Raw genomic sequence first — 17,475 nt, forward strand, 5'->3', positions numbered from 1 at the left:
CCAACGCTGCGCCAGCTTAATCGTCAGTGAACCGCATGCCGGGAATGACATCAACCACCAAATCGACTAGATGAGCGCCATGGACGCCAAGCATCTCGGCAAGAGCTCGTCTCTGCCCTCGTCTCCCGAAGACGCATCGCTCGATTATGTTCCCAACCCGCGTACGGGAGAGCTGTATCTGGTGCGATTCGCCGCACCGGAATTCACCTCGCTCTGCCCGGTCACTGCCCAGCCCGACTTCGCACATCTGGTCATCGATTATGCGCCGGGCCAGACGATTGTTGAGAGCAAATCTTTAAAACTGTTTCTCGGAAGCTTCCGTAACCATCAGGCATTCCACGAAGATTGCACCGTAGGTATCGGCAAACGACTGTTCGAGGAGATGCAGCCGCAATGGTTACGCATCGGTGGCTACTGGTATCCGCGTGGCGGCATTCCGATCGATGTTTTCTGGCAATCCGGCACACCGCCCGAAGGGCTGTGGCTGCCGGATCAGGGAGTCCCGCCCTATCGCGGACGCGGTTAGGGCTCCCCCTTTCCCATCGCGGAGACATATCGATGACGCATATCCTCTATGGAGCACCCGCCTCGCTCTTTTCAGGCAAGGCCCGATCCTATCTCGACTGGAAACGGATCGACTATGAGGAACAGATGCCGTCTCCGGAAGTGATGCGGGACGTTATCATCCCGGCGGTCGGCTATCCCGTCGTTCCGGTCGTCCGGAAGGAGGATGGCACGATCATCCAGGATACGACGAGCATTATCGATCATTTCGAGACCGAAGCGGGCGGACCATCCGTCTATCCGGACACGCCAGTGCAGAAACTCGTCGCCCTGCTGTTCGAGCTCTATGGCGATGAATGGCTCGTTATTCCCGCCATGCATTATCGCTGGAACTATAATGAGGAATGGATTTACGGCGAATTCGGCAAGGCCAATCTGCCGGACGGCAGCGCGAAAGAGCAGGCCGATCGCGGCCGCGAAATCGGTCAACGGTTCAAGGGCTTTGTCCCGATGCTCGGCATCAACGACACCACAATCCCCGCGATCGAACAAAGCTATGAAGCGCTGCTCGCGGATCTCGAGACCCATTTCACGGAGCATGACTATTTGCTCGGCACGAGGCCGTCGATAGGCGATTACGGCCTGATCGGGCCGTTTTATGCCCATCTCTACCGCGATCCGGAATCCGGCAAGCTGATGAAACGGCTTGCTCCCAATGTCGCCCTGTGGGTCGAGCGGATGATGGACGCCGCAATGCCCCTTTCCGGCGATTTCCTGGAGGATGACGCGATACCGGAAACGTTGCTGCCTGTGCTGCGTCGCATGATGGACGAGCAGTTGCCGCATCTCGAACAAGTTGCGAAACTCTATACTGCCTGGACCGAAACCAATCCCGGGGCGGCCGTACCGCGCGCGGTCGGCATGGCTCCCTATACTATCGAGGGTGTGGCCAACGAGCGGTTTGCCTCGCCCTTCTCCCTCTGGATGCTCCAGCGGCCATTGGAATTCTATCGCGCGCTGGACGGTGCGGACAAAGCGGCGGTCGATGCCCTTCTCGAGGCGGTCGGCGGATCGGCGTTCCAGGATTTCGCGCCCTTTCCTTCCATCAACTTCGGCAATGGGGCGATGAGCCAAGCCTAGCGGCGGACAGTCGCTTTACTGACATAGTTGTTAGCTATATATGTGGTCGAACGTGTAAACGAGTATCCGGAAAATCGTGACTGATATTGCCCTTCCCCGCCATGAGCACCCTATTGCCGTCGATGCGCAAGACATCGATTTCATGGGTCATGTGAACAACGCAAATTACCTGAACTGGGTGCAGGACGCCGTTCTAGCGCACTGGCAGAAAATCGCACCACCTCAGGCGGTTGCAGCGCACCTCTGGGTCGCGCTCAAGCACGAAATCACCTATCGCAAACCCGCATTTCTCGACGACAACGTAATAGCTTCGGTCGTCGTCGAAAAAGTGCAGGGCGCGAGCGCCTTTTACGACACCGTCATCAAACGCGGGGAAGAAGTGCTGGCCGAGGTAAAATCCCGCTGGTGCTGCATCGACGCGGAAACGTTGCGCCCGGCCCGTATTGCCGAGGAAATCGCGGCGCTCTTCCTGCCCGATAAATCTGGACGCTAACTAGCGCAACAGCCCGCCCAGTACGCCGCGGACGAAGCGGCCTACGCCCGGAATGCCGATCGCGTTGCCGATCTCATTACCGATTGTGCTGCCCGCGGCGCTGGCCGCTGATGCCGTCGGATTGGCGCGGCTCGTGCGTCCGGACATTCTGCGCCCCAATGCGGCCCCGGCGGACGCGGCGGCCGCGCCTGCCGCCGCCCGGCCTACCCTTGCCCAGAGCGACTTGCTCTTGCGCGGCCGTTCACGCACTGCCTCCTCGCCCTGCTCTGCCACCTCCTGAGCGGTTTCCGCGGCATCCTGAGCCTTCTGCTCCAATATCTCGGCGGCAGATTCGCGATCGACCCGCTCATCATAAATATCGCCGATAGGGGAAGCTGCGCGGATCGCCGCCCGTTCTCCCGTAGAGATCGGCCCCATCCGGGAATAAGGCGGGCGGATCAGCGTCCGTTCAACCGGAGATGGCGCGCCATCGTCCATCAGCGTCGAAACCAGCGCTTCGCCGACCTTCAGCTCGGTGATCGCGGTCTCGACATCGAGATCGGGATTGATCCGGAATGTCTCCGACGCCGCCTTGATCGCCCGCTTGTCGCGCGGGGTGAAGGCGCGCAGCGCATGCTGGATACGATTGCCCAGCTGCCCACCAACCTTTTCCGGGATATCGATCGGGTTCTGCGTGATGAAATAGACGCCGATTCCCTTGGACCGGATCAGGCGAACAACCTGTTCGATCTTGTCCTGAAGCGCATCCGGAGCATCGTCGAAGAGCAGATGCGCTTCATCGAAGAAGAAGACGAGCTTTGGCTTGTCGGGATCCCCGACCTCGGGGAGAGCTTCGAAAAGTTCGCTCATCAGCCAGAGCAGGAAAGTGGCATATAACTTCGGCTGTTCCATCAGCTTGTCAGCCATCAGAATATTGACGAAACCGCGCCCCTGATCGTCGCTGCGGAAAAAATCGTCGATGTCGAGTGCTGGTTCGCCGAAAAACTCGGCAGCGCCCTGATTGTCGAGCTGGAGAAGTTTGCGCTGGATAGCGCCAACGCTCTGCCGCGACACATTGCCATATTGCGCCGACAATTCCTTCGCATGTTCCGACGTGGCGACCATCATCGCCTGCAGGTCTTCGAGGTCGAGGAGCAGCATGCCTTCGTCGTCGGCAAAGCGGAATGCAATTTCCAGAACGCCCTGTTGGGCATCGGAAAGATCCATCAACCGCCCGAGCAGGAGCGGCCCCATCTCGCTGATAGTCGTGCGGATCGGATGACCTTTTTCGCCGTACAGGTCCCAGAAAATCGTCGGGCTGTCGAGATAGCGATACTCTTCCAGGCCGATCTCCTGCGCACGCTCGATCAGCTTGTCATGGTGCTTGAAACTCTCGCTGCCGGGCATGGCAACGCCGGAAAGGTCGCCTTTGACATCGGCCACGAAAACCGGAACGCCGGCATTGGAGAAACTCTCGCACAAGCCCTGCACGGTAACGGTCTTGCCGGTGCCCGTGGCGCCGGCGATCAGACCGTGCCGGTTGGCGCGGGAAAGGTTGAGAAACTGCTTTTCGCCCCCGCCCTTGCCGAGAAATATGCCTGCCGATTCACTCATCGATACGCCCCCAAAATTGCCTTTGCGGAAACGATAGACGGCCAGATTGGCGATGCAAACCGCCAATCCTCAGACTCATGTGCGCCCCCCGCCGCTTGGTCGCGGCCGGGGGTTCACGCCTATTCGATGATATCGACGCCGACATAGAGCGGAATGGAGTTTCCGCGCTGTCGCAGCAGGAGAACCGAACCGCGTCCGGCCCGCTGCGCACTGGTAATTACCCGTACAGCGTCAGAGGGTTGCAGCGTTGCGGTCCGATTGATCGAGAGAACCACATCCCCTCGACGAATACCCTTTTGAGCGGCATCGCTCGAAGGATCGACCTGATTCACTACCAGTCCTCGCACGCCGCCGGGAATACCGATCTGGCGGGCGATCTGCGGCGTCAGCGTCTGGAAGCCGATACCGATGGCCTCCATCGTGGCTTCGGATTCGTCGCTTCCCGGGTCTTCCTTGGTCGGCTCCTGGAGGCCTTCATCTTCCTGCTGGTTCTGCTGCGCGCGGGCGATCAGTTCCTCGTCCGTCGGCCGTTCGCCCATCGTCGCAGTAACGCGGATGCGCTCGCCATCCCGGATCAGGGTGATCGGCACGCGTTCGCCTACCGGAAGATTGGCAACGATATACGACAGGGTCTCGTCCGGCGTCACATCGCGACCGTTGACGCTGACAATCACGTCGCCCTGCCGAATGCCCGCGCGCTGTGCCGCTTCGCCGGGCTCGACGCGCGCAACGATCTCGCCGCGATTATGCGGCAAACCAAGGGAATCGGCGATATCGTCGCCCAATGGCTGAATCGAAACGCCAAGATAGCCGCGCTGAACACGTTCACCGCGCATCAGCGTCTGCACGATTGGCCATGCTTCGGATGCAGGGATCGCGAAACCTATACCGACATTGCCGCCGGTCGGTGAGAAAATCGCGCTGTTAATGCCGACAACATTGCCCGAAAGATCAAACATCGGGCCACCGGAATTACCCTGGTTGATCGAAGCGTCTGTCTGGATATAGCGGTCATAGGCACCGCCCTGCCCGATCGTCCGCTGGAGAGCGGAAACGATACCGGCTGTCACCGTGCCGCCAAGGCCGAACGGATTGCCGATCGCAAGCACCCAGTCACCCACGCGCAATTCGTCGGAATCCCCGAAATTGACGAACGGCAAATCCGTCCCGTCGATTTTCAGAACGGCAAGGTCAGATGCCGGGTCTCTGCCCACGATCCGCGCTTCATATTCGGTACGGTCGGACAGCGTCACCGTGATCGTGTCCACGGGGTTGCTTCCCGGCTGGCCATTGCGGCCGCGGGACGAAATCACATGGTTGTTGGTAACCACATAGCCGTCTGTCGAAATGATGAAGCCAGAACCCAGCGAAGTCGCTTCGCGGGTTATCGGGGCGCCATTGCCCCGCTGCTGACCGAACTGCCGGAAAAAATCATCAAAGGGGCTGCCGGCAAAGGGATTGCGCCTTTGTCCCTGCACCTCGATCGTCTGCGTCGTTGAAATATTTACGACCGAGGGCGCGAGCCGCTCCGTCAGATCGGCAAAACTGCCGGGGGCGCTAGCCCGTGGCATGGCTGAGGGGGCATTTTGGGCAACTTGCGCGCCAACCGGTTGCTGCAGCGCCAATGTCGCCGCTGTGCCTCCAGCCAGTAGAATTCCTGTGATCGCATAAGCGTAACGCACGGCCATAATTCTCCAATCTCTTCCACTTGATCCGGTTACGACACCTGTCTGTTATCTGCGCAATAGCGCCTTAACACATATTGAACATAGAGGGTCACAATGCCGTTGGTCGATTAGTTAGCGCTGTCCACGGAATTGGCGCAGATATTCGTTGTCGGGAGACATCACGATCGCTGCTTCGCCCTGATCGGAATCACCGCCAGTCACTCCGAAAGTCGACCGGTAGGAGATCATCGCCCGATAGAAATCGTAGAAATTGGGATCGGCGCCGAATGCTTCCGCATAGGTGCGCGCCGCTTCCGCATCGGCCTCGGCCCGGATAATCTGGGCCTGCTTGGCCCCCTGGGCGCGAATGGTTAGCGCTTCCTGACGGCGCGCGGAACTCATCCGCACATAGGCCGATTCCAGCGGCTGTCCTTCCGGAAGGTCGGCACGCTTGATCCGCACATCGACAATCTCCGCGCCGTACTGGCGCGCGGCAAGGTTCAGGCTCTCCTGGATATTATCCATCACCTGGCCCCGTTCGGGACTCAACAGCGCCGCGAATGGCCGGCGGCCAAGTTCGTTCCTCAGCGACGAAGCGAGGATCGGGCGCAGAGCCTCGCTCACACGTTCTTCGGTCCGCGCAGAGATATACATCTGCAGGGGATCGACGATCCGATAGCGGGCAAATGCATCGACCTGCAGCCGGAGCTGGTCCGTCGACAGCACCTGCTGGCGCTCCATCTCGACATTCTGGATGCGGCGGTCGATCCACACGACCTGTTCCGCAAAGGGTATGTGCGCCATCAGCCCGGCACTGCCTGAACCGAAGGCAACCCCAGGTTCATAGCGATTGACGATCCGGTCCGGCTGGCCGAAGCGGACGATAACCGCCTGTCGGGTCTCCGGGACGATCGAGAAGCTGCTGAAAATGGTGACAAGGACAACAACCGCAAGAATGCCATAAGCGATCGGGTTGCGGGCTACGCGGCTCACGACGCTCATGGAGTTTCTCCTGTCTGGGGCGCGGGCGTTGCCTGTTGGCGAGCCCGGCGTTGCACCTCGGACAGAGGCAGATATGTCGTGACTCCGTCATTTTCGACAATCGTGATGTTCACGCGGCCCAGAACCTGTTCCATCGTCTCATAATACATGCGCCTACGCGTCACTTCGGGCGCCAGCCGATATTCTTCATAGACGCGCGTAAAGGCGGCTGCCTCACCTTGCGCCTGTGCGGTCAGCTGCTGCGCATAGGCGCGGGCGTCGTTGAGATAGGTTTGGGCGGTCTGCTGGGCAGCAGATACTTCGCGGAATGCCTCTTCCACCGCTGCTGGAGGATCGGCCTCTTCGATCGCGACGCCCTGAATAAGCACACCAGCGCCATAGCCGTCGAGCAGTTCCTGCATCAGCACCTGAACCCGCTGCTCGGCTTCGGCACGGCCCGATCCGATGGCCTCGTCGAGCGTGATCCGCGCCATGACGGCGCGCATGGCGCTTTCGGCCACTTCCCGGATGGTCGTGTCGGGATCCGCGATCTGGAACAGGTAATTTTGCGGTTCCTTGATGTTCCAGCGAATCTGATAGGCGAGATCGACAATGTTCTGATCACCGGTCAGCACGCGGTTTTCGGCATTCTCTCCGCCGCCGCCAATGTCGATCGTCCGGATATTGTCGACATCGATAATCTGCACACGGTCAATTGGCGCGGGCCAGGAAAGGCTCACGCCCGGCTCGAACGTTCCCTGATAGTTTCCAAACCGTGTCAGCACGCCGCGCTCCTGCGGGCCCACCAGATGGAAAGACGTGAAAAAGAGCCATAGCAGTACGAGAACGATGATCGCCCAGAACCAAATCGGTCGGCCGCCGAAGGTCGGCAGGTTGGGGCCGCGCCCGCCGCTGCCGCCCCATTGGCTGCGGCCGCGCTTCAGCAAATCGTCTAGCGCTGTCGGGCCGCCCTGGCTACCCGTAGGCCTTTTGCGCGGCGGCTGCGACCAGGGGTTTTTGGGGCCATCATCGCCTCCGCCACCGCCCGAGCCATTGCCGCCCGGTCCACCGCTGCCGCGGCCACCCCAAGGGCCGCGGCCCTCGCTATTCAAGAATGTGCCAAGTCTGGCACCTAAACCGGTTAAAACGCTCATAGCTCTCTTTATAGGAAGCCTTGCAGGGAAAAACAGTGTCATTTGCCCGACGGCTCCCTATTTGACCGAGATGACCGAAATAAACGACCAACTCACCGCCGCCCTCAATGGCATTGTCGATCCAGTTTCCGGTAAAGGACTGATCGATTCCGAACGCGCTCCCGCCCCGCGTTTTGCAGATGGCATTGCCAGCGTTATCCTAGACGTAACCGATATCAATGAAGACAAACGTGCGCTGATCGAAGCCGATATCAACCGGGCGCTCGAGGCAATCGACGGCGTCAAAACCGTCCGGGTCGCCATGACAAGCAAGCGCACGACCCGGCGGATCATTGCCATAGGCTCGGGCAAAGGCGGGGTCGGCAAATCGACACTCTCGGCCAATCTGGCCATCGCACTCGCCCGCCGCGGCCTTCGCGTCGGCCTGATCGACGCCGACATATACGGGCCGTCGCAACCGCGGCTGCTGGGCGCCGAGGATCGCAAGCCGACTGCAAATGAATATAAAAAACTCGTCCCGGTAAAAACCGAATTCGGGATCTCGATGCTCAGCATGGGACAGCTCGTCAAACCCGGGCAGGCCATTGCCTGGCGCGGTCCGATGGCCGGCAATGCGCTGGGCCAGCTGATCGATGCCGACTGGGGCGACACCGAAACGCTGATCATCGATCTTCCCCCCGGCACCGGCGATGTGCAGTTGACGATGGTACAGAAATACAAACCGGCCGGCGCGCTCATCGTGTCGACGCCGCAGGATCTGGCGCTCATCGATGCGAGGCGGGCGATCCACCTGTTCACCGAAGCCGACGTGCCGATTATCGGGCTTGTGGAGAATATGGCCGGTTATGAGTGCCCGGAATGCGGCGCAATCTCCGATCCGTTCGGAACCGGCGGCGCAGAAGCGGCCTCCAAAGAACTTGGCTATGATTTTCTCGGCCGGATCCCGCTCGATATCGACATCCGACTGGCTTCGGATAATGGCGTTCCGCCCGCCGCAAGCAATGGCAGAAGTGCGGACGCCTTCAACACGATAGCTGGAAAACTGACCGACTGGATGGATGGGTAACACCCACCGATCATTTCGAAGCCCGAGCCATTCCAAAACCGAGGAAATTTCGATGCCGTTGACGAACGACGAAGAGCTCAAGACCCTGCTTACCGAAACCAGGACTATCGCGATGGTCGGCGCATCGTCCAATCCTGAACGCGCGAGCAATCATGTGCTCGAATTCCTGCTCCACAAGGACTTTAAAGTGATTCCGGTCAATCCGGAAAGCGTAGGCCAGCGAATCCACGGTACGCCTGTCGTCGGCGCTCTTTCGGATATCGAAGGACCGGTCGACATGGTCGATATCTTCCGCAACAGCGAAGCCGCCGGAGAAGCGGTTGACCAGGCAATAGCCGTCGGCGCCAAGGCGGTCTGGATGCAGCTTGGCGTGATCAACGAAGCGGCAGCCGCGCGTGCCGAAGCGGCAGGGCTTAAAGTTGTGATGAACAAATGTCCGGCACAGGAAATACCGAGGCTGGGCCTTTAGTCCGGCCTATCGAACCGACAGCCGCTCGGCTTCCTCGCGCAGCCGCTCAACCGCCGCCGCATGAATGCCCGGCGCGGTGATCAGCACGCCAAAGGCTTCCGCCGCATGGGTGTTGAATATCAGCGGCGCGCCCAGCGCATCGGTAACCGTTGCCCCAGCCTCGCTTGCAATCAGGGCTGCCGCGCCGACATCCCATTCATGGCCCCAGCGCAGAGTCGCCACGAGATCGGCCTCGCCCGCCGCCACCATGGCGATCCTCAAGGCAATGGAATTGGGCTGCTCGACGGCGACCAGGTCGGAGCCCTTCTCCAGATTGGCGTAGGGGATACGCGCGCCCGGAAGGGCCGTGCGATTGCTCACGCCGATCGGCAAACCATTGCGCGTCGCGCCCCCGCCCGCGCTGGCCATCCAGCGTTCGCCGCGCGCCGGAGCTTCGAGTACGCCGAAGATCGGCTGGCCGTCTTCGATCAACGCGACCGAGACGCACCAACCCGTCCGCTCGCGGATAAAGTCACGCGTGCCGTCTATCGGATCGACAACCCATACTCGCGATTTCCCGAGCCGCGCGGCAGTATCGACCGTTTCCTCGGATAAATAACCGGCTTCTGGATCCAGCGCGGCCAGTCTTTCCCGCAGGAAATCGTCGACAAGCAGATCGACGTCGGAAACCGGATGGTCCGGCGATTTTTCCCAGATTTCCAATTCGCCTTGCCAGCGTTCAACCGCCTTCTCCGCCGCCTCGGCAGCGATTTCGGCTATCCGGGCGAGCGTGACTTCAGGCACCGGCAACCATCATGCCGTCAATCCGGAGGGTCGGCGCATCGACACCGCGAATAATCTCCAGATCATCGGCTGGCGTCAGTTCGCGGAACATATCCTTCAGATTGCCCGCGATCGTGATTTCGGCAACCGGTGCGCCGATTTCGCCGTTTTCGATCAGGAAGCCCGATGCCCCGCGGCTATAGTCACCGGTGACTGGGTTCACGCCCATACCGATCAGTTCCGTCACCAGAACGCCCTGGGCGATGTCAGCGATAAGATCGTCTCGCGATACGGCGCCGGCTTTCATATGCAGATTACTCGTTCCCGCACCTGGAGGGCCACCAATCCCCCGCTTGGCATGACCGGTCGGTTCCAGGCCGAGCTGGCGGGCCGATGCGCTGTCGAGCAGCCAGCTGGTCAGTACGCCATCGTCGATGATCGCGCTTTCGGCTACTGGCAACCCCTCGCCATCAAAGGGTCGCGAGCGCAACCCGCGCTTGCGCAGGGGATTGTCGAGCACCGAAACGCCGGTCTGAAAAACCTGTTCGCCAAGGCAATCGCGCAGGAAGCTCGTGCCCCGGGTGATAGCGGAGCCTGTGATTGCACCGATCAAATGGCCGAGCAGCCCACCTGAAACGCGCGGATCGAACACGACTGGCATGGCCCCGCTTGGAAGTTTCGCCGGATTGAGGCGCGCGACAGTCCTTTCGGCGGCCCGCCGGCCGATGCTGGCCGCACTATCGAGATCGGCAAGATGGCGCGCTGTGCGATAGGCATAATCGCGCTGCATATCGCTACCCTCGCCGGCAATAACACTCGCCGAACACCCATAGTTCGACGCCTGGTACCCGCCACAAAAGCCGTGGCTGGTCGCCAGAGCCATGATCGACCGGCTGGCTGACGCTCCTCCGCCTTCGCTGTTCGTTACACCGTCTACCGCGCGTGCCGCATCTTCAGCCTCCAGCGCGCTCGCGCGCAGAGCTTCGGGTTCGGCATCACAGCCATCGTCGATATCGAGATCCGGTAGGGCATTATGAAAAAGCCTGTCCGCCGGTGCAAGCCCGGCATAGGCATCCTCGGGTGCTTCGCGTGCCATCGCCGCCGCACGCTCAACAAGGGTTGCTAGCGCATCCGCCGACAGGTCCGAAGACGATACACTGGCCGATCGCTGGCCGACAAAGAAACGCAGCCCGATTTCTTCCCCTTCCGAACGTTGCACATCCTCCAGCTCGCCCAGACGCACCTGAACTTCGGTGGACACCCCGCCAGAATACAGCACATCGGCTGCATCGGCTCCGGCATTTTTCGCGGAAGTGACAAGATCGGAGACGCGCGCCTGCGCTTCGGTGACGGTAAGCATGGGGGCGATTTAGGGAGGCGGTAAGGGCTTGTCACCCCGAATAGGGTCAGGCGGTCGCCCCCAAGACAAAACAGGCCAGTGCGACAAGTAGGCCCACTTCGCGGTTCGACCGGAACTTGGCGAGTGCATCCTTGCCATTTTGCCGGTGCAGCGTGATTATCTGCCAGCCTAGATGCAGCGCCGCCGGCAGCAATGCCGCCAACCCCAACAATTGCGGCCGAATCTGCCAGAACGCGAGGCACCAGCATATCAACGCGGCTATGTAGAAAAACGCAATTCCGGCACGAGCATTCTTGCCAAATCTTCGCGCCGTACTTTTCACTCCGGCCAGTGCATCGTCCTCTATGTCCTGCAGGGCATAGATGGTGTCATACCCGATGACCCAGAACACGGAACCGGCATAGAGCCAGATCATGGCCGGCGCATAGTCGCCCGTGATTGCGGTCCAGCCGACCAAGGCGCCCCAGCTGAAAACCAAGCCGAGCCAGGCCTGGGGCCACCAGGTGATCCGCTTCATAAAAGGATAGGCGGCGACAAGGGCTAGGCTGCCCAGCGCCACAAGCTGCGCCTCCCACCGCAATTGCAGCAGGACCACCAGGCCGATCAGGCACAGCAACAGCAGCCAGATCCATGCCGCCCGCGCCGACACCCTGTCACTGGCCAGCGGCCGCGAGCGCGTCCGTTCCACCTTACGATCGAGATCGCGGTCGACGATATCGTTGTAGACACAGCCGGCACTGCGCATCGCGATCGCGCCGAGCAGGAACCACAGCAACAGATCCCAGCGCTCCTGCGCGCCGCCAGCCAGCGCCACGCTCCAGGCACATGGCCAGAAGAGCAGCCACCACCCGATGGGCCGGTCGAAACGGGCCAACAAGCCAAAGGGGCGCGCCGCGGCAGGCAAGGCGGCGATCAACCAGTGTCGCTCGGTATCTGGGAGCGCGGAGTCGGAAGCTTGGGTCATCAGGCGCCTCATAAACCGATTGCCCCGATCTTGTCGAAGAGCCGATTTTCCTTGAAGAAAGAACAGGGCTTGGACAGGCTTGGCCCAAACGGAGTTTTGAGACAATTATGCCCGCAACGCCCGCCTGGCCTCCCGGCAGCCTGCCACGGCTTTTCATCGATACGGCCCTGGCCATCGATGAAGAGATCGTCATCGACGCGGCCCAAGCCAGTTATCTGGTCCGCGTGCTGCGGCTGAAGGCAGGCGCGCAAGTCAAACTGTTCGACAACCGGACCGGAGAATGGCTCGCCGAGATCGCCCATATCGGCAAACGCGATGCGATATTGCGGGTCGAGGGCAAATTGCGCGAGCGGGATGATGTTCCCGATCTCTGGCTATGCTTCGCGCCAATCAAGAAAGGCCGGATCGACTGGCTGGTGGAAAAGGCCTGCGAGCTGGGCGTGGCCCGCATGGTCCCGGTCCGCACGCAGCGGACGATTGTCGACAAGCTCAAACAGGAGCGGCTGAAAGCCCATCTGATCGAGGCCGCCGAACAATGCGAGCGAACAGCTCTTCCCGAATTGTCGGAATTGACGCCCCTTGCCGCGCTGCTGAGCGACTGGCCGGAGGATCGGACGCTATTCTATGCGGCGGAGCGGGGCGGAGATTCGTTTCGCGCCGCGCTGGTTGCCCATGACGGACCAGCGGCCATCCTGATCGGGCCGGAAGGCGGTTTCACGGATGACGAAGACCGGGCAATCCGCGCCCTGCCCCAGACGGCACCCGTCTCTCTTGGCCCACGGATTCTTCGCGCAGATACCGCTGCGGCGGCCGCAATCAGCCTCTGGATGGCTGGCCGGGGTGACTGGAATTAGCTGGTTCACAATATTTATCTAAAGATCGTAGGTGCTTGGAGCGGATATCGGTCCCCAGAGACGGCATGATCCCGCTTGTAAGATTTAGCACAATATTTACCAAAAATTAGCGGGCTTTCGCTATTCCGGCCCCATGCATAGTCGGGGGATCATTGCACAAATTCGAAGTTTCGATTTCAGCTTTGTCGTGCTGAAGTCGTGGCTATATCTGTGCGCGGCGTTCATCGGGAGCTTTTTCGCCGTCGCCGCCCATGCGCAAACGACAGTCTACACCAACTCAATAGACGGCGCGGTCAACGAAACCGCAACGCCCTGCAGCGCTTCGGGCTATCTGGTGCGGAATTTCTCGGTTGGCACCAGCTATATCGTTTCCGATGTCGATATCGGCGTTCTGCTCGCCCACACATACCGGGGCGACTTGCTCATGTATCTCAGCTCCCCATCCGGTACCCGGGTGCAGATTTTCACCGGCACCGGAGACGGCGCGAACAATTTCAACGTGCGGATGGATGGTTCGGCAGGAACCTCCGTCACAACCCATACAGCCGACGACACTGCGACTGCTGGAACCACCGTTCCACCCTATCAGCGCAGTTTTGCACCGGCCAACGCGCTGTCCGCGTTCAACGGGCAGAATTCGCTGGGCACCTGGCAACTGGAAATCTGTGATCGCTACAATCAGGATTCGGGAAATTTCTACCAGGCGGACCTGTTTCTTACACAGACCCCGACCAATTATGCCGATCTCACACTTTCGAAATCGGTCAGCAACAGCAGCCCGGCGAACGGGACAAGCATCACCTACACGCTCTCGCTCACCAATTCGGGCGGTTCGCCCCAGACCGCGACAGCGGTATCGGTTGCCGACAGCCTGCCGCTTGGTGTCAGCTATTCCAGCCATTCGGGCTATGGCACCTATAACAGCGGCAGCGGGACCTGGACCGTGCCGTCTATCGCCCCCGGGCAAACGCGAACGCTGACCATCACGGCTACCGTCACGGCGACCTCGGGTGCCACCGTCACCAACACTGCCGAAGTCTCGGCATCATCGGTTGCCGACAGTGATTCAACGCCCGGCAACGGCGTTTCGAGCGAAGACGATTATGACACGGCGACCTTCACGGTTTCGGGCACACGCACAGCCGGCACGCCGCCAAGCCTCTCCGCCGTCTGCCTGCCGATCAACCGGACCCTGTTCGACTGGAACACCCGCAGCTGGACGGCCGGCGCGCTCAATGCGAGCTATAACGTCGCCAATATCGGCACGATCATTTTCGATATCTCGACGAATGGCACCTTCGTAAACTCCACGCCGGATGACACGAGCAGCAATACAGGCGGGTTCGGCGGGACACAGCAGGCCCTGTACCAGTATCTGGAATATTCGAACCGCGACCAGGTCGCGACCACAGTCCTCACCCTGCCGACGGCAGTGCCCGGCCTGCAGTTCACGGTGTTCGACATCGACTTTGCCGCCAATGATTTCGCAGACAAGCTGACGGTGACGGGCACATTCAACGGCTCGCCGGTGACACCCGTCCTGACCAACGGCATTGCCAACTATGTGATCGGCAATGTCGCAATCGGCGATGCCGGGTCCGGCGGGAGCTCCGCCGATGGCAATGTCGTCGTCACCTTCCTCTCGCCGGTCGACACGGTGACGATAGTCTATGGCAACCACACAACCGCGCCTGCGGATCCCGACGGCCAGGCGGCGTCGATCTACGACTTCAATTTCTGCAATCCCGAAACGACACTCAGCGTCACCAAAATCAGCTCCCTCATCAGCGATCCAGTCAATGCCACAACCGATCCCTATGCCATTCCTGGCGCTGTGATCGAATATTGCATCCTGATATCGAACCCGGGTTCGGCAACGGCGACATCGGTGACGGCGACCGACGCGCTGCCCGCCGATATCACCTATACCGCCGGATCGTTGAACAGCGGCCCGAACTGCGCAGCTGCATCCACCGCCGAGGACGACAACGCGACGGGAGCTGACGAAAGCGATCCCTTCGGCGCATCGATCAGCGGCACGACGATCACCGCCACCGCCGCCTCCCTCGGACCCAGCGCGGCTTTTGCCCTCAAATTCCGGGCGACCGTCGACTAGGCCTGACGAAGCTGAGGCGTCCCGCCAACCAGTATCGACGCCTTTTCTTGGACCCCGCCAAGCCTTCCTATACTGGTGCGCAGCATCCAACATGGCTAAAGGCGATCCATGAGCACGAAAACAGTTTCAAAAAGCGACGCACCACCCATCGAAAACCGCGAAGAGCTGCTGAGCGTGTTTGCCGGCGGCGAAAAGCCAGTCGATGAATGGCTGATCGGCACCGAGCATGAGAAGTTCGTCTATTGCCGCGGCGATTACCACGCCCCCTCTTACGACGAACCCGGTGGCATCCGGGACCTGCTCCTCGCGCTGACCGAGTTCGGCTGGGAGCCGATCGAGGAAAATGGCAAGGTCATCGCGATGCGCGGCGCCGACGGCACGGTGAGCCTGGAACCGGCCGGCCAGCTTGAACTGTCCGGTGCGGCGCTCGACAATCTGCACGAGACCTGCGCCGAAACCGGCCGCCATCTCGAACAGGTCAAAGCCATCGGCGCAAAGACCGGCAAGGGCTTTCTCGGTCTGGGCATGTGGCCGGACAAGACCCGCGCCGAACTGCCCATCATGCCCAAGGGGCGTTACGGCATCATGCTCGATTACATGCCGAAAAAGGGCAATCTCGGGCTCGACATGATGCTGCGCACCTGCACCATCCAGACCAATCTCGACTATGCGAGCGAGGCGGACATGGCGCAGAAATTCCGCGTCGCGCTGGCCCTCCAGCCGCTCGGCACCGCGCTGTTCGCCAACTCGCCCTTCACCGAGGGCAAGCCCAACGGATACCTCTCCTATCGCAGCCATATCTGGTCCGACACCGACCCGGACCGCACCGGCATGCTGCCCTTCGTTTTCGAGGACGGTTTCGGTTATGAGCGCTATGCCGATTACGCGCTCGATGTGCCGATGTATTTCGTCTATCGCGACGGGAAATATCTCGACGCCTCGGGCCTCGATTTCCGCGATTTTCTGAACGGCGAACTACCGATCCTGCCCGGCGAGAAGCCGACGCTGGAGGACTGGAACGATCATCTCTCGACGATCTTCCCCGAGGTCCGCCTCAAAAGCTTCCTCGAAATGCGTGGATCGGACGGCGGCCCGTGGAACCGGATTTGCGCCCTGCCCGCGCTCTGGGTCGGCCTGCTCTACGATCAGGGCGCGCTCGATGCGGCCTGGGACATGGTGAAGGGCTGGACGCTGGAAGAGCGTGAGGCGCTGCGCGATAGCGTCCCTAAACTCGGTCTGAAAGCGCCGGTGCCGGGCGGCCGCTCCCTGGGCGATATCGCCCCCGGAATCCTCGACATCGCCACCGCCGGGCTCAGCGCGCGTGGCCGCCTCAACGGCAGCGGCGACAATGAAAGCGGCTTTCTCGATCCGCTGCGCGAGATCGTCGCCAGCGGCAAGACCCCCGCTGAACGCCTGCTGGAGCGCTATCACGGCGCCTGGGGCGGCGACGTGACCAAAGTGTATGAGGAAGAGAGTTTTTAAGCCATGAGCGCCGTATCGCCGACGGCCACGCAGCTTTCCGCCTATCTCGACACGATAGGATTTACGGGTATGCCGAAAACCGACCTCGCCACGTTGACGGCCGTCCACCGGGGTCATGTCGAGAATATTGTCTGGGAGAATATCGATGTCGCGCTCGGCCGTCCGTTGACCCGCGATCCTGTCGACGCGTTCGAGAAGATCGTCGACCGGAAACGTGGCGGCTGGTGTTATGAAATGAACGGTCTGATGGGCTGGATGCTCGAGGCCATCGGATTTCAGGTCACATGGCTCGCAGGGGCAGTCAACCGGGCCGCCAGAGGCGACGAGATGATCGGCAATCACTTGGTGATGCTTGTCCAGCTGGACAGGGTCTATGTTGCTGATGCTGGATTCGGCAAAGGCCTGATTGAGCCGGCCAAGCTCACGGAGGGGTCGTTCGCACAAGGCCCCGCCCATTTTCGGTTGGAAAAGATCGACTCAATCTGGTGGCGGTTTCACGGCCATGAAGGCGTGATGCCGCCGTCGTTCGATTTTGCGCCCGGCATTACCGACATTTCCTTATTGGAGGCGCGAAACCAATGGCAGCAGTCGCACCCGGATTCGCCCTTCCGCCGCACTCTCGTCGTCAACGGCTATCGGAAGGGACGATTAGAGATGCTCACGCTGCCGGTCCACGAGACGCTTAACGAAAACGGCTTGACTATGTGCACGCTCGAGGCGCCGGAAGATCTGGAAACTCTGCTTTCGCAGACTTTCGGGATACCGATGCCCCGCGAAGACATTGCCCGGTTATGGGCTATGAAGGGTACAGCGCCGGGCTGAACACCGTTCCACGATTTTCGCAAGCCGCGCATCGGTACGAAATATGCA

General features: G+C 60.7%; 16 protein-coding genes. 9 read left to right on the top strand and 7 right to left on the bottom strand.

Going from position 1 to position 17,475, the window contains the following annotated elements; genetic code table 11:
• Positions 1-79 precede the first annotated feature (79 nt).
• The 3 genes from queF (at position 80) to DFR46_RS06330 (ending at position 2,137) form a co-directional block, all read left to right on the top strand.
• On the top strand, positions 80-526 hold the full coding sequence (queF, locus tag DFR46_RS06320; RefSeq protein ID WP_116235675.1) for a preQ(1) synthase: 447 nt from the start codon (positions 80-82) through the stop codon (positions 524-526).
• Positions 527-558: 32 nt separating this feature from the next.
• Complete coding sequence (locus tag DFR46_RS06325; protein WP_116235676.1) at positions 559-1,644, top strand: glutathione S-transferase; 1,086 nt, start codon at positions 559-561, stop codon at positions 1,642-1,644.
• A gap of 76 nt (positions 1,645-1,720) precedes the next feature.
• Complete coding sequence (locus DFR46_RS06330; RefSeq protein ID WP_211306387.1) at positions 1,721-2,137, top strand: acyl-CoA thioesterase; 417 nt, start codon at positions 1,721-1,723, stop codon at positions 2,135-2,137.
• Here the strand turns inward: DFR46_RS06330 and DFR46_RS06335 are convergent, their stop codons facing one another.
• From DFR46_RS06335 to hflK, 4 genes are all read right to left on the bottom strand, one after another.
• Positions 2,138-3,730, bottom strand: coding sequence for a helicase HerA-like domain-containing protein (locus DFR46_RS06335; protein WP_116237191.1), 1,593 nt, complete (start codon positions 3,728-3,730; stop codon positions 2,138-2,140). It lies immediately after the preceding gene.
• Between the two features lie 119 nt (positions 3,731-3,849).
• Complete coding sequence (locus tag DFR46_RS06340) at positions 3,850-5,412, bottom strand: Do family serine endopeptidase (protein ID WP_116237192.1); 1,563 nt, start codon at positions 5,410-5,412, stop codon at positions 3,850-3,852.
• 117 nt (positions 5,413-5,529) lie between these two features.
• Positions 5,530-6,399: a protease modulator HflC gene (hflC, locus tag DFR46_RS06345; RefSeq protein ID WP_116235678.1), complete on the bottom strand. Its 870-nt coding sequence runs from the start codon at positions 6,397-6,399 to the stop codon at positions 5,530-5,532.
• Positions 6,396-7,532: a protease modulator HflK gene (gene hflK, locus DFR46_RS06350; RefSeq protein ID WP_116235679.1), complete on the bottom strand. Its 1,137-nt coding sequence runs from the start codon at positions 7,530-7,532 to the stop codon at positions 6,396-6,398. The genes hflC and hflK overlap by 4 nt, the downstream gene beginning before the upstream one ends.
• A 301-nt stretch (positions 7,533-7,833) precedes the next feature.
• On the opposite strand from hflK, the gene DFR46_RS06355 reads away from it, so the two are divergent.
• Positions 7,834-8,598, top strand: a complete 765-nt coding sequence (locus tag DFR46_RS06355; RefSeq protein ID WP_245953890.1) for an Mrp/NBP35 family ATP-binding protein — start codon at positions 7,834-7,836, stop codon at positions 8,596-8,598.
• Between the two features lie 52 nt (positions 8,599-8,650).
• The gene (locus DFR46_RS06360; protein ID WP_116235680.1) at positions 8,651-9,067 is read left to right on the top strand and encodes a CoA-binding protein; all 417 of its coding nucleotides are present in this window, start codon (positions 8,651-8,653) and stop codon (positions 9,065-9,067) included.
• Between the two features lie 6 nt (positions 9,068-9,073).
• On the opposite strand, the gene DFR46_RS06365 is transcribed toward DFR46_RS06360, so the two are convergent.
• The 3 genes from DFR46_RS06365 to ubiA are packed head-to-tail and all read right to left on the bottom strand — an operon-like array spanning position 9,074 to position 12,153.
• Positions 9,074-9,850 carry a 3'(2'),5'-bisphosphate nucleotidase CysQ gene (locus tag DFR46_RS06365; protein WP_116237194.1) on the bottom strand — a complete coding sequence of 259 codons (777 nt, stop codon included), beginning with the start codon at positions 9,848-9,850 and terminating at the stop codon, positions 9,074-9,076.
• The gene (locus DFR46_RS06370) at positions 9,843-11,189 is read right to left on the bottom strand and encodes a TldD/PmbA family protein (RefSeq protein ID WP_116235681.1); all 1,347 of its coding nucleotides are present in this window, start codon (positions 11,187-11,189) and stop codon (positions 9,843-9,845) included. The genes DFR46_RS06365 and DFR46_RS06370 overlap by 8 nt, the downstream gene beginning before the upstream one ends.
• Before the next feature lie 46 nt (positions 11,190-11,235).
• Positions 11,236-12,153: a 4-hydroxybenzoate octaprenyltransferase gene (gene ubiA, locus DFR46_RS06375; RefSeq protein ID WP_116237195.1), complete on the bottom strand. Its 918-nt coding sequence runs from the start codon at positions 12,151-12,153 to the stop codon at positions 11,236-11,238.
• A 107-nt stretch (positions 12,154-12,260) separates the two neighbouring features.
• On the opposite strand from ubiA, the gene DFR46_RS06380 reads away from it, so the two are divergent.
• The 4 genes from DFR46_RS06380 (at position 12,261) to DFR46_RS06395 (ending at position 17,427) form a co-directional block, all read left to right on the top strand.
• The gene (locus DFR46_RS06380) at positions 12,261-13,007 is read left to right on the top strand and encodes a 16S rRNA (uracil(1498)-N(3))-methyltransferase (RefSeq protein ID WP_116235682.1); all 747 of its coding nucleotides are present in this window, start codon (positions 12,261-12,263) and stop codon (positions 13,005-13,007) included.
• A gap of 187 nt (positions 13,008-13,194) precedes the next feature.
• Positions 13,195-15,123, top strand: a complete 1,929-nt coding sequence (locus DFR46_RS06385) for a proprotein convertase P-domain-containing protein (protein WP_245953717.1) — start codon at positions 13,195-13,197, stop codon at positions 15,121-15,123.
• 108 nt (positions 15,124-15,231) lie between these two features.
• A complete protein-coding gene (locus DFR46_RS06390) occupies positions 15,232-16,605 on the top strand; it encodes a glutamate--cysteine ligase (protein ID WP_116235684.1) in 1,374 nt (457 codons plus the stop codon).
• A 3-nt stretch (positions 16,606-16,608) separates the two neighbouring features.
• Positions 16,609-17,427: an arylamine N-acetyltransferase family protein gene (locus tag DFR46_RS06395; protein WP_116235685.1), complete on the top strand. Its 819-nt coding sequence runs from the start codon at positions 16,609-16,611 to the stop codon at positions 17,425-17,427.
• The last annotated feature ends 48 nt before the right edge of the window (positions 17,428-17,475 follow it).

The organism is Parasphingopyxis lamellibrachiae (genome assembly GCF_003385775.1).
GTDB lineage: Bacteria > Pseudomonadota > Alphaproteobacteria > Sphingomonadales > Sphingomonadaceae > Parasphingopyxis > Parasphingopyxis lamellibrachiae.

What these genes read in the sequence shown, in the direction of transcription:
- DFR46_RS06325 (WP_116235676.1), top strand. Translation starts at nt 559, where the DNA reads ATGACGCATATCCTCTATGGAGCACCCGCCTCGCTCTTTTCAGGCAAG.
- hflK (WP_116235679.1), bottom strand. Translation starts at nt 7,532, where the DNA reads ATGAGCGTTTTAACCGGTTTAGGTGCCAGACTTGGCACATTCTTGAAT.
- DFR46_RS06335 (WP_116237191.1), bottom strand. Translation starts at nt 3,730, where the DNA reads ATGAGTGAATCGGCAGGCATATTTCTCGGCAAGGGCGGGGGCGAAAAG.
- ubiA (WP_116237195.1), bottom strand. Translation starts at nt 12,153, where the DNA reads ATGACCCAAGCTTCCGACTCCGCGCTCCCAGATACCGAGCGACACTGG.
- queF (WP_116235675.1), top strand. Translation starts at nt 80, where the DNA reads ATGGACGCCAAGCATCTCGGCAAGAGCTCGTCTCTGCCCTCGTCTCCC.
- DFR46_RS06395 (WP_116235685.1), top strand. Translation starts at nt 16,609, where the DNA reads ATGAGCGCCGTATCGCCGACGGCCACGCAGCTTTCCGCCTATCTCGAC.
- DFR46_RS06380 (WP_116235682.1), top strand. Translation starts at nt 12,261, where the DNA reads ATGCCCGCAACGCCCGCCTGGCCTCCCGGCAGCCTGCCACGGCTTTTC.
- DFR46_RS06360 (WP_116235680.1), top strand. Translation starts at nt 8,651, where the DNA reads ATGCCGTTGACGAACGACGAAGAGCTCAAGACCCTGCTTACCGAAACC.
- DFR46_RS06370 (WP_116235681.1), bottom strand. Translation starts at nt 11,189, where the DNA reads ATGCTTACCGTCACCGAAGCGCAGGCGCGCGTCTCCGATCTTGTCACT.
- DFR46_RS06390 (WP_116235684.1), top strand. Translation starts at nt 15,232, where the DNA reads ATGAGCACGAAAACAGTTTCAAAAAGCGACGCACCACCCATCGAAAAC.
- hflC (WP_116235678.1), bottom strand. Translation starts at nt 6,399, where the DNA reads ATGAGCGTCGTGAGCCGCGTAGCCCGCAACCCGATCGCTTATGGCATT.
- DFR46_RS06355 (WP_245953890.1), top strand. Translation starts at nt 7,834, where the DNA reads ATGACAAGCAAGCGCACGACCCGGCGGATCATTGCCATAGGCTCGGGC.